Here is a 10,849-nt window from a genome sequence, read left to right as displayed (position 1 = left end):
GCCTCAGCCGATCCCCAGCAGGTTCGCCATCACGGTCACGCCCGTGACGATGATGACGATGCCGATGACGTCGAACACGATGCCCGACCGGAGCATCTTGGTGATCGGCACCATGCCGGTGCCGTAGACGATCGCGTTCGGAGGCGTCGACACCGGCAGCATGAACCCGAACGACGCGCCGAACACCGCGGCCAGCACGGGGATCGCCGGGTTGACGTCGGCGGCGAGCGCCAGCTGGGCGGCGATCGGCGCGACCACGACCACGCTGGCGGTGTTGCTCGTGGTCTCGCTGATGATCACGGCGATGACGGTGGCCAGGATGGTGATGCCGACGAGCGTCTCGGTGCCCAGCAGGTCGCCCAGGGAGGTGCCCATCGTCTCGGCCAGACCCGTTGACGACAGCAGTCCGCCCAGCGCGATGCCGCTGCCGAACAGGATGATCGTGCCCCAGTCGATCTTCACCGCGTCGTTCCAGCTCAGGGTGAACTCGCGCCTGCCCCAGTCCAGCGGCAGCAGGAACAGCAGCGAGGCGGCGAAGATCGCGACCGCGCCCTCGTCGAGGTGCTCCAGCAGCCAGTCGTAGGTGTCGGACTCGCCGCCGGTGACCAGGCCGACCGCGCCGGGCAGCACCCACAGGGCGACCGCGGTGCCGAACGCGATGAGGGTGTTGCGGCCTCCGGGGCCCATCGTGCCGAGCTTCTGGCGCTCCTCGGCGATGTAGCCCTCGACGCCCTCGACGCTCTTGATCTCGGGCTTGTTGAGCCGCACCAGCAGGACGCACAGCACGAGGAACATCAGCAGCACGAGCGGGAAGGCCAGGATCATCCACTGGAAGAACGGGATCGTGACGTCGAGCTCCTCCTCCAGGTACGCGCGGCCGATGAGGTTCGGCGGGCTGCCGACGGGCGTGAGCAGTCCGCCGACGCTGGCGCTGTAGGCCACCATCAGCATCAGGGCGGTGGCGAACTGCAGCCGCTGCGGGTTCAGGTCGGTGTCACCGTCGCTGCTGCGGCGCATCGCCGAGGCCATGAAGCCGACGATGCCGGCGCCGATCGGCATCATCATGGCGGCCGTCGCGGTGTTGGAGACGAAGCCGCTCAGCACGGCGGTGATCGCGCCGAACGCCACGATGATGCGCGTGGTCGACGCGGCGACCCCCGGCAAACTCAGGATCCCGAACGCGAAGCGCCGGTCGAGCCCGTGCTTGCGCATCGACTCGGCCAGGATGAAGCCGCCGATGAACACGAAGATCGTGCTGTTGCCGAAGGCCCCGAAGACGTCGTCGGCCGTCGCGATGCCGAGCGCGATCACCGCTGCCATCGCGAGCATCGCGGTGACGGGGATCGGGATCGCCTCGCAGATCCAGTAGACGGCGACCCACGCCAGCACCCCGGCCAGGCGCTGCGCCGGCTCGTCGAGCGAGCTGCACGCGAGGTACGTGACGATGCCCAGGACCGGGCCCGCGAACAGACCCGTGGTGCGGCGGATGCGCTCGAAGCGCTGCTCGGCCGGACTGAGCGTCTCCTGGACCTCGTCGAACGTGCGGTAGGTGGTCGGTCGTTCCTCGGCCGTGCTCATCGCGCCCCCCTGGCGGTGGTGATCGAAGTCACATCAGCCTAGGGAGGCCGCGGGCGTTACGCGAACGGGAGCTCGGCCTGGTCGTCCTCGTCGTCGGCGCTGCTGGCCAGGTGGCGGTGCGCCTGGAGGATCTCGACCTCGGGCCGCTCGGCCATCCACCGCTCCACGGCGTCGAGCACCTCGACGACGTGCGCGCGGTCGATCGAGACGAGGGAGCCGCCGATCCCCGCGCGGCGGTAGAGGTCGAGGGAGTCGGTCTCGGCGGCGGACACCGAGAACCGGCGCCGCAGCTCGTTGACGATCGGGCGGACGATGGCGCGCTTCTCCTTGAGGGAGTGCACGTCACCGAGCCGCAGGTCGAACTCGATCCATCCCACCCACACGTGATCAGTGTGGCAGGAGGTCGTCGACGAGACGGTGGAGGTGCGTGCGCAGGTCCTCGAGGGGCTCGACGGTGCGCAGGGCGCGGGCGGTCAGGATCGCGCCCTCGAGGGCGCTGATCTGGAAGCGGGCGAGCGCCGTGGCCGGCTCCGGCTCGGCCCCGGCCTCGACCAGGAGGTCGGCGTAGGAGCGGGTCCAGGTGTCGAACACCTCGGCCGCGGCCTCGACGACCTCGGGGAACTCGCTGCCGGCGATCGCGGCCGCGGCGACCGGGCAGCCGAGGGCGAAGTCGTGGCGCTCCAGCTGGCCCACCCACCAGTCGACCCGCCGGTCGAGGTGCGCGTGCGGCCCGGACGCACCGTCGCGGCGGGCCATGAAGTCGCCGGCCCGACGGGTGGCCGCCGCGACGAGCTCGGCCTTGCCCCCGGGGAAGTGCTGGTAGATCGACTGGCGCGCCGTCCCGCTGGAGCTGAGCAGCTCGGCGATCCCGGTGCCCTGCACGCCGTGGCGGCGCAGGGACGTGATCGTGGCGTCGAGGAGCCGCTCGCGGGGCGAGGTGCGGGAGGCCATGGTGGACACCATAGACCGATCGGTCTACATTGACCAGCATGACCGCCCTGCCGCTCACCGATGACCAGCTCGCCGCGATGTCCCGCATGACCGGGCTCGAGTTCCTGCAGTTCGCCTTCACGCTGCCGCGCGACCAGCGTCCCGCCGTGATCGGCGACCTCTTCGGCATGCAGGTGCTGTCGTTGGAGGAGGGGAAGGTGTCGTTCTCGATCCAGTCGCTGCCGACGGCGGCCAACCCGCTCGGCACGCTGCACGGCGGCGCCTGCGCGACCCTGCTGGACTCGGTGATGGGCTGCGCCGTGCACACGATGCTCGGCCCGGGCGTCGGCTACGGCACGCTCGAGCTCAAGGTCAACTACATCCGCACCGTGCCGGTGGACGGCCGCACGCTGACCGGCACCGGGTCGATCATCCACGTCGGCCGCAGCACCGCCACGGCCGAGGGCAAGGTGCTCGACCCCGACGGCAAGCTCGTCGCGCACGGCACCACCACCTGCATGATCTACTCCTGAGCGGTGGCGGCCACGACCGCTAGGGTGGTCGTCAGGTGTGCCGGGAAGTCTGGTCGGCGTCCTGCCACCGACCCCTGAAGGACTGCCATGACCTCACCCGGCCTGTTCACCCGCGGCAGCTGGCGCGAATCCGCTCGCATCGCCGACATCCTGCGGCGCGAGACCGTGGGCGGCACGATCCTCGTGGTCGCCGCCCTCGCCGCGCTGGTCTGGGCCAACTCGCCCTGGTCGGACGCGTACTTCGACCTCACCCAGGCCCGGATCGGTCCCGAGTCGCTCCACCTGGACCTGACCGTGGCGCACTGGGCCGCCGACGGGCTGCTCGCCATCTTCTTCTTCGTCGTCGGACTCGAGCTCAAGCGCGAGTTCGTCGCGGGCGACCTCAGCGATCCGCGCCGTGCCGCGCTGCCCGTCGTGGCGGCCATGGGCGGCATGGCCGTCCCGGCCCTGATCTTCGTCGCGTTCAACGCCGGCAACGGCACCACCCACGGATGGGCGATCCCCACGGCCACCGACATCGCCTTCGCGGTGGCGGTGCTGGCGGTGCTGAGCACGCACCTCCCGTCCGCGCTGCGCACGTTCCTGCTGACCCTCGCGGTCGTGGACGACCTGCTCGCGATCACGGTCATCGCGGTGTTCTACACCGCTTCGCTCGACCTCCTGATGCTCGGCGCCGCCGTGATCCCGCTCGCGCTGTTCGCCGTCGTCGCCCGCCGCGGTCCTCGCACGGGCTGGGTCCTGATTCCCCTCGCGCTGCTCACGTGGTGGTTCATGCACGAGTCGGGCGTCCACGCGACGGTGGCCGGCGTGCTGCTCGGCTTCACCGTGCCCGCGCGCGGCGACGACAGCATCGCCGAGCGGATGGAGCACCGGGTGCGTCCCGTGTCCACCGGAGTCGCCGTGCCGATCTTCGCCTTCACTGCCGCGGGCGTCGCCGTGTCGGGCGACGTGCTGGCCGACGCCTTCTCCTCGCCGGTCACCCTCGGCATCGTGGCGGGCCTCGTGCTCGGCAAGCCGATCGGCATCGTGGGCAGCGCCATGCTGCTCTCGGCCACGACGAAGGCGCAGCTCGACCCGAGCATCCGCTGGGTCGACGTCCTCGGCGTGGCGATGCTCGCCGGCATCGGGTTCACGGTCTCGCTGCTGATCGGCGACCTCGCCTACGCGACGGACGCGCTCGAGGAGTACGTCAAGATCGGCGTGCTGGCCGGCTCACTGACGGCGTCGATCCTGGCCGCGATCGTCCTGCGGCGCCGCAATCGGCACTACCGCGACGTGGAGCGCGAGGAGTCGGTGGACGACGACGGCGACGGCGTGCCCGACGCGTTCCAGCGCTGAGTCAGAGCACCCAGACGAAGCCCGCGGCGCAGATCCCCAGCAGCAGGACGAGCCACGGCGTGGTCCTCCAGCCGAGGAACGGCTTCTGCAGGATCACGATCGTCACGGCGTAGATGATGATCGCGAGCGGCACCGAGACGCCGAGCAGGATGATCTGGTCGCCGCGGCGGTCGTCGCCGATCGCCTGCGCGGCGCCGATCGCGCCGAACAGGCCGTGGATCGACGTGACCACCCACGTGATCGCCATGATCCGGCGGCGGACGATGTTGAGGGACTCCTCCGAGGCGTCGGGGAGGCGCTGGCTCATGCCGTGGTCCTTTCGTGGGCCCGGTCGGCCCGCTCGATGAGTTCGTGCAGCCATCGGTTGACCTGCTGGAGCTCGGCGACGTCCATGTCGAAGCGCTCGAGCATCGTCGCCGGGACCGCCAGGGCCTTCTCGCGCAGGGCGCGGCCCTCGTCGGTCACGGTGAGCGAGAAGGCGCGCTCGTCGCCCGCGCGGCGGTCGCGACGGATGAGGCCGGCCGTCTCCAGGCGCTTGACGAGGGGCGACACGGTGGCCGGCTCGAGGCGCAGCGCGTCGCTCAGTCCGCGCAGGGTGAGTCCGTCGTTCTCCCACAGCGCCAGCATCACCAGGTACTGCGGATGGGTGAGGCCGAGCGGCTCGAGGACGTCGCGGTAGCAGCCGATCACGGTGCGCGACGCGACCGAGAGCGCGAAGCACACCTGCTCGTCCAGGGAGAGCGGGTTCGGGGCCGAGGTCATGTCATCAGTGTACTAACGATTCGTGGGCTCACGAAATCGTCTCGCGCCCGGACCCCACCGGGCTTAAGTTGTCCACATGGCCTTCCGCCACCGTCGCGAGTACGACGAATCCGTGCCCCGGGCGCTCCGAGCGGCCCGTGACTCGTACGACGCCGCCACCTCCGAGTACGAGGAGGCCATCGCCCGCGCCCGGCGCGAGTGGGCGGCCGCCCTGGCCACGGCGATCGAGGCCGGGATGTCCTACCAGGAGATCGCCGACGAGGTCGGTGTCTCGCACACCAGCATCAGCCGCGCGATCAAGCAGTACGGCTCGGACTGAGGCGTTCGTGAGGCGGGTCCACGTCACGGTGCGCGGCCGGGTGCAGGGGGTCGGCTACCGCTGGTCGACGCGTCTCGTGGCCGAGCGCGAGCGGGTCACCGGGTGGGTGCGGAACTGCGACGACGGCACGGTCGAGGCCGAGCTGCAGGGCGAGCCCGAGCGGCTCGACGCCGTGCTCGCCTGGATGGCCGAGGGCCCTCCCGGATCGGTCGTGGAGTCGCGCGACGTGGCGGACCTGGAGCCGGTGGAGTCGAGCGGGTTCGACGTCCGATGAGACGACGAAGGCCCCGGTGTGAACCGGGGCCTTCGAGCGGGTGGTACACCCCCTCGGACTCGAACCGAGAACCCATTGATTAAGAGTCAATTGCTCTGCCAATTGAGCTAGGGGTGCTCGCGCGCTGCGCGATCACCAACACTAGCGCATACCCTCCCGCGACATGAAATCGAGTGCCACGATGGTCGTCATGACCACCATCGCGGACTGGAATCGCAGCACCTTCACTCACGCGGGGATCGAGCACGAGACGTTCCGGCGCGGCACGGGGCCCGGCGTCGTCGTGATGCACGAGCTGCCCGGGATCACCCCCGAGAGCATCGCGTTCGCCGACGAGGTGGTCGACCGCGGCTTCACGGTGGTCATGCCGAACCTGTTCGGCGACCCCGGCCGGCCCATGACGGCGGGGTACACGGTCCGATCGCTGGTGCGCGGCTGCGTCAGCAAGGAGTTCACGGCCCTCGCCCTGCGCCGCACGGCTCCCGTGACGCGGTGGCTCGCGGCGCTCGCGTCCGACCTGCACGCCTCGGTGGGCGGACCCGGCGTCGGCGCGGTCGGGATGTGCTTCACGGGCGGGTTCGCCCTGGCGATGCTGGTGGACGACGCGGTGGTCGCCCCGGTGCTGGCGCAGCCGTCGCTGCCGTTCCCCGTCACGTCCGCGCGATCGCGCGACCTCGGGCTGTCCCCGGCCGACCACACGCGAGTGCTCGACCGCGTCGCCGCCGGCTGTCCGGTGCTGGGGCTGCGCTACGAGGACGACCCGGCCTCCGGCGGGCGCTTCGAGGTGCTGCGTCGCGAGCTGGGGGAGCGGTTCACCGCCGTCGAGCTCCACGGCCGCAAGCACAGCACGCTGACGCTGCACCGCCAGCAGCGCGCCGTCGACGCCGTCCTGGACTTCCTCGACGAGCGGCTGCGGTGACGGTCAGAGCGAGTCGAGCAGCGCCCGCGCGGCGCTGTGGCCGCCGAGACCGCTGACCGCGCCGCCGCGCCGCGCGCCGCTGCCGCACAGCAGCACCCGCGGGTGCGCGGTCGCGACGCCCCAGCGCTCGGCCGGGGAGTGCGGACGCTCGCCCTCCTCGAGCCACGGCCACGCGAGGTCGCCGTGGAAGATGTGGCCGCCCGGCATGGCCAGCTCGTGCTCGATCTCGGTGGGCGTCTTGGCCTCGAGCCCCAGGATCAACGGCGCGATCGGCTCGGCGAGGTGCTCGTCGAGCGCGGCCAGGACCCGCTTGACGGCCTCCTCCTTCGCGCCGGGGGCGTCGAGGACGCCCGGGGGCGTGTGCAGGCCGAAGTAGGTCAGTGTCTCGGCGCCTGCGTCGCGCAGCTCGGGGCCGAGGATCGAGCGGTCGGTCAGGGTGTGGCAGTAGAACTCGCCGGTGGCCGGCGGGAGGTCGCCCGACTCGGCGACCGACCACGCGTGCTGCAGCTGGTCGAAGGACTCGTCCAGGTGGAACGTGCCGGCGAACGCCACGCGTGGGTCCACGCCCGAGGCGAGCTCGGGGAGTCGCGAGAGCAGGACGTTGAGCTTGAGCTGCGCCCCGGCGGGCTTGCTGGTCGGGGAATGGCCGAGCAGCCGCTCGAGCACGTACGGCGCCGCGCCGAACAGCACGTGGTCGGCGCGCTCGACGAACCCGTCGCCGCAGATCGTGACGTCGACGTCGCTCACGTCGATGCCGTCGACGGCCGAGTTGAGGCGGATCTCGGCGCCGGCCTCGGTGGCGACCCGCGCGAGCTCCTGCGTGACCGCGCCCATGCCGCCGACGGGGACGCGCCACTCGCCCGTGCCGTTGCCGATCAGGTGGTAGAGGAAGCAGCGGTTCTGCACGAGCGAGAGGTCCTCGAGCGACGCGAACGTGCCGATCAGCGCGTCGGTGGCGACGACCCCGCGCACGACGTCGTCGGCGAACCGGCGCCGGATGGCCTCACCGATCGGCTGCTCCACGAGGTCGGTCCAGATGGCCATCTCGACGTGGTCGCGCACGTCGCCGATGTGGGGGAGGGGCTGCAGCAGCGTGGGCGCGAGGGCCCGGGCCAGCGTGCCGACCTCGTCGTAGAAGGCCTTCCACGCCTCGAACTCGGCGTCGCCGCCGGTGAGCTCGGCGAAGGAGGCGCGCGTGGCCTCGCCGCCGGAGGTCTCGACGAGCAGCCCGCCGGCGCGTCCGTCGCGACGCCACGGCGTGAACGACGCGGTGTCGCGCGAGCGCAGCTCGAGGTCGAGCCCCAGCTCGTCGATGAGCGCCTGCGGGAACAGGCTCACGAGGTAGGAGAAGCGCGAGAGCCGCGCGTCGTGACCGTCGAACGCCTGCGTGCTCACCGCGGCGCCGCCCACGCGGTCGAGCCGCTCCAGCACCAGGACGTCGAGCCCCGCCCGCGCCAGCAGCGCCGCCGCCACGAGCCCGTTGTGTCCTGCCCCGACGATGACGACGCGTTCGGCCATGACCCGAGCCTACGGGCGCGCCGGCTCACGAACGATGAGGCATTCGGGTGCCTCAGTGGGGCGAAATGCCGCATCGTCCGTCCGGGCCACCCCGGCTCGTTAGGGTGAGGCGCATGTCACAGGAGTTCGTCGGCGCGATCGACCAGGGGACGACCAGCACGCGGTTCATGGTGTTCGACCACCGCGGGGAGGAGCAGGGACGGCACCAGGTGGAGCACGAGCAGGTGCTGCCGCAGGCCGGCTGGGTGGAGCACGACGCCACCGAGATCTGGGAGAACACGCGCGAGGTCATCGAGCGGGGACTCGAGGCCGCCGGGATCACCGCCGCCGACCTCGCCGCCGTCGGCATCACGAACCAGCGCGAGACCACGGTCGTGTGGGACCGGCGCACCGGCGAGCCCTACGCGAACGCGATCGTCTGGCAGGACACCCGCACCGCCGACCTCGCGAAGCGCCTCGACGAGGACGGACACGGCACGGTCATCCACGCCAAGTCCGGCCTGCCGCCCGCCGCGTACTTCGCCGGCGGCAAGCTGCACTGGATCCTGGAGAACGTGGACGGCGTGCGCGAGGACGCCGAAGCGGGCCACGCGCTGTTCGGCACGATCGACACCTGGCTCATCTGGAACCTCACCGGCGGCACCGACGGCGGCGTCCACGTCACCGACGTCACCAACGCCAGCCGCACCATGCTGATGAACCTCGAGAGCCTCGAGTGGGACGACGAGCTGCTCGAGATCTTCGGCGTCCCGCGGCAGATGCTGCCCGAGATCACCTCGTCGTCCCAGGAGTTCGGGCGCACGACCAAGGACGGCCCGTTCGGTGCCGAGGTGATCCTGGCGGGCAACCTCGGCGACCAGCACGCCGCGCTCGTCGGCCAGGCCTGCTTCGAGCCCGGGATGCTCAAGAACACCTACGGCACCGGCAACTTCCTCGTGCTCAACACCGGCACTGAGATCGTCCGCTCCGATCGCGGCCTGCTCACCACGCTGGCCTACCGCTTCGGCGACGAGCCGCCCGTGTACGCGCTGGAGGGCTCGATCGCCGTCACCGGGTCGGCGATCCAGTGGCTGCGCGACCAGCTCAAGGTCTTCGACGACGCGGCCGACTCCGAGGCGCTCGCCGAGACGGTGGACGACAACGGCGGCGTCTACTTCGTCCCGGCCTTCAGCGGCCTGTTCGCGCCGTACTGGCGCTCCGACGCCCGCGGCGTGATCGTCGGGCTCTCGCGCTTCAACACCGTGGCCCACGTGGCCCGGGCCGCCCTCGAGGCGATCTGCTACCAGAGCAAGGACGTCGTCGACGTCATGGTGGCGGACTCCGGCATCGAGCTGGAGGTGCTGCGCGTCGACGGCGGCATCACCGCGAACGAGCTGTGCATGCAGATCCAGGCGGACATCCTCGACATCGAGGTCAGCCGCCCGGTGGTCCCCGAGACCACGTGCCTGGGCGCCGCGTACGCCGCCGGGCTGGCGGTGGGCTTCTGGTCGAGCACCGACGAGCTGGTGGCGAACTGGTCGGAGTCGAAGCGCTGGAGACCGGACTGGGACGACGAGCAGCGCGACGCCGGCTACCACCAGTGGAAGAAGGCCGTCGAGCGCACGCTGGGGTGGGTCGAGTGAGCGCCGGCACCAGCGCGGGCCTGTCCGCCGCGGCGATGGCCGAGCGTGCCGTGGTGCGCGGCTTCGCCCGTCTCCCGGAGTCCGTGGTCGCGCGGCTCGGCCGGCACGCGCCGGTCAACCGCGACGGGGAGCAGCTCTCGCCCGAGATCGCCGTGGCGCTGCGGGTCCTCAACCGGATCCCCGGTGGCGACTTCACCGAGTACCCCGTCGAGCAGGCCCGCCGCATGCTGACCGACGAGGCCCTCGTGTTCGCCGACGTGTTCCCCGAGTTCGCCGTCGAGGAGGACCTCCTCATCCCCAGCGCGGCCGGCCCGATCCCCGCCACCCGCTACCGCGCGACCACCGAGTCGAAGGGCCTCGTCGTGTACTTCCACGGTGGCGGCTGGGTGCTGGGCAGCCGCGTCAGCACCGACTCGGCCGTGCGCTTCCTGGCCACCGAGGCCGGCGTCGACGTCCTGTCCGTGGACTACCGGCTGGCCCCCGAGCACCCGTTCCCGGCCGCGGTCGAGGACGCGGAGGCGGCGTGGGACTTCGCCGTCGAGCACGCGCCCGGCTGGGGCCTCGACCCGCACCGCATCGTCGTCGCGGGCGACAGCGCGGGCGGCAACCTCAGCGCCGTGCTGTCGAACCGACTCCGCGGACGCGAGGTCGTGCCCGCGCTGCAGGTGCTGCTGTTCCCCGTCACGGACCTGTCCACCAAGCATCCGTCGTACCAGGAGTTCTCCGACGGCTTCTTCCTCACCGAGAAGCACATGGACTGGTACCGCGAGCGCTACCTGGCCGATCCGGCCGAAGCGCTCGACCCGCAGGCCTCGCCGCTGCTCGAGCCCGACCTGTCCGGAGCCCCGCCCGCGTACGTCGCCGTGGCGGGCTTCGACCCCCTGCGCGACGAGGGGATCGCCTACGCCGAACGGCTCGAGCAGGCCGGCGTGCCGACCACGCTGGCGCGCGAGGGCTCGCTGATCCACGCCTTCGTCAACATCACCGGCGTCAGCCGTCCCGCGCGGGAGGCCACCACCCGCATCGCCCGAGCGATCGCGGCAGCCGTGGCCTGAC

At 71.5% G+C, this 10,849-nt stretch carries 13 protein-coding genes and 1 tRNA gene; 7 read left to right on the top strand and 7 right to left on the bottom strand.

What is annotated here, in order from left to right; all coding sequences use genetic code 11:
• Positions 1 to 3: 3 nt before the first annotated feature.
• The 3 genes from ACGWYL_RS01510 to ACGWYL_RS01500 are packed head-to-tail and all read right to left on the bottom strand — an operon-like array spanning position 4 to position 2,529.
• Positions 4 to 1,578: an SLC13 family permease gene (locus ACGWYL_RS01510; protein WP_395486237.1), complete on the bottom strand. Its 1,575-nt coding sequence runs from the start codon at positions 1,576 to 1,578 to the stop codon at positions 4 to 6.
• Positions 1,579 to 1,634: 56 nt separating this feature from the next.
• Positions 1,635 to 1,961 carry a DUF503 domain-containing protein gene (locus ACGWYL_RS01505; protein ID WP_179423468.1) on the bottom strand — a complete coding sequence of 109 codons (327 nt, stop codon included), beginning with the start codon at positions 1,959 to 1,961 and terminating at the stop codon, positions 1,635 to 1,637.
• Positions 1,962 to 1,965: 4 nt separating this feature from the next.
• Complete coding sequence (locus ACGWYL_RS01500; protein ID WP_395486236.1) at positions 1,966 to 2,529, bottom strand: TetR/AcrR family transcriptional regulator; 564 nt, start codon at positions 2,527 to 2,529, stop codon at positions 1,966 to 1,968.
• Positions 2,530 to 2,567: 38 nt separating this feature from the next.
• Between ACGWYL_RS01500 and ACGWYL_RS01495 the strand changes: the two genes are divergently transcribed.
• Together ACGWYL_RS01495 and nhaA are read left to right on the top strand one after the other, a co-directional pair.
• Positions 2,568 to 3,041 carry a PaaI family thioesterase gene (locus tag ACGWYL_RS01495; protein ID WP_179423472.1) on the top strand — a complete coding sequence of 158 codons (474 nt, stop codon included), beginning with the start codon at positions 2,568 to 2,570 and terminating at the stop codon, positions 3,039 to 3,041.
• A gap of 87 nt (positions 3,042 to 3,128) precedes the next feature.
• Positions 3,129 to 4,379, top strand: coding sequence for a Na+/H+ antiporter NhaA (nhaA, locus tag ACGWYL_RS01490; protein WP_179423474.1), 1,251 nt, complete (start codon positions 3,129 to 3,131; stop codon positions 4,377 to 4,379).
• A 1-nt stretch (position 4,380) separates the two neighbouring features.
• On the opposite strand, the gene ACGWYL_RS01485 is transcribed toward nhaA, so the two are convergent.
• A complete protein-coding gene (locus ACGWYL_RS01485; RefSeq protein WP_179423476.1) occupies positions 4,381 to 4,686 on the bottom strand; it encodes a hypothetical protein in 306 nt (101 codons plus the stop codon).
• Positions 4,683 to 5,141, bottom strand: coding sequence for a MarR family winged helix-turn-helix transcriptional regulator (locus ACGWYL_RS01480; protein ID WP_179423478.1), 459 nt, complete (start codon positions 5,139 to 5,141; stop codon positions 4,683 to 4,685). The genes ACGWYL_RS01485 and ACGWYL_RS01480 overlap by 4 nt, the downstream gene beginning before the upstream one ends.
• Before the next feature lie 76 nt (positions 5,142 to 5,217).
• Between ACGWYL_RS01480 and ACGWYL_RS01475 the strand changes: the two genes are divergently transcribed.
• Together ACGWYL_RS01475 and ACGWYL_RS01470 are read left to right on the top strand one after the other, a co-directional pair.
• The gene (locus ACGWYL_RS01475; RefSeq protein WP_395486235.1) at positions 5,218 to 5,460 is read left to right on the top strand and encodes a helix-turn-helix domain-containing protein; all 243 of its coding nucleotides are present in this window, start codon (positions 5,218 to 5,220) and stop codon (positions 5,458 to 5,460) included.
• A gap of 7 nt (positions 5,461 to 5,467) precedes the next feature.
• Complete coding sequence (locus ACGWYL_RS01470) at positions 5,468 to 5,734, top strand: acylphosphatase (RefSeq protein WP_395486234.1); 267 nt, start codon at positions 5,468 to 5,470, stop codon at positions 5,732 to 5,734.
• A 41-nt stretch (positions 5,735 to 5,775) separates the two neighbouring features.
• Here ACGWYL_RS01470 and ACGWYL_RS01465 read toward each other — a convergent pair.
• Positions 5,776 to 5,851: transfer RNA gene (locus ACGWYL_RS01465), tRNA-Lys, on the bottom strand.
• 73 nt (positions 5,852 to 5,924) lie between these two features.
• Between ACGWYL_RS01465 and ACGWYL_RS01460 the strand changes: the two genes are divergently transcribed.
• The gene (locus ACGWYL_RS01460; protein WP_395486233.1) at positions 5,925 to 6,653 is read left to right on the top strand and encodes a dienelactone hydrolase family protein; all 729 of its coding nucleotides are present in this window, start codon (positions 5,925 to 5,927) and stop codon (positions 6,651 to 6,653) included.
• 3 nt (positions 6,654 to 6,656) lie between these two features.
• Here the strand turns inward: ACGWYL_RS01460 and ACGWYL_RS01455 are convergent, their stop codons facing one another.
• On the bottom strand, positions 6,657 to 8,171 hold the full coding sequence (locus ACGWYL_RS01455; RefSeq protein WP_395486232.1) for a phytoene desaturase family protein: 1,515 nt from the start codon (positions 8,169 to 8,171) through the stop codon (positions 6,657 to 6,659).
• A 113-nt stretch (positions 8,172 to 8,284) separates the two neighbouring features.
• On the opposite strand from ACGWYL_RS01455, the gene glpK reads away from it, so the two are divergent.
• Positions 8,285 to 9,793, top strand: coding sequence for a glycerol kinase GlpK (glpK, locus tag ACGWYL_RS01450; RefSeq protein ID WP_395486231.1), 1,509 nt, complete (start codon positions 8,285 to 8,287; stop codon positions 9,791 to 9,793).
• Positions 9,790 to 10,848, top strand: a complete 1,059-nt coding sequence (locus ACGWYL_RS01445) for an alpha/beta hydrolase (RefSeq protein WP_395486230.1) — start codon at positions 9,790 to 9,792, stop codon at positions 10,846 to 10,848. The genes glpK and ACGWYL_RS01445 overlap by 4 nt, the downstream gene beginning before the upstream one ends.
• Position 10,849 lies beyond the last annotated feature (1 nt).

The organism is Aeromicrobium sp. JJY06 (assembly GCF_044069275.1).
Classification (GTDB): domain Bacteria; phylum Actinomycetota; class Actinomycetes; order Propionibacteriales; family Nocardioidaceae; genus Aeromicrobium; species Aeromicrobium tamlense.
This window is presented reverse-complemented; position numbering and strand designations above follow the sequence as displayed.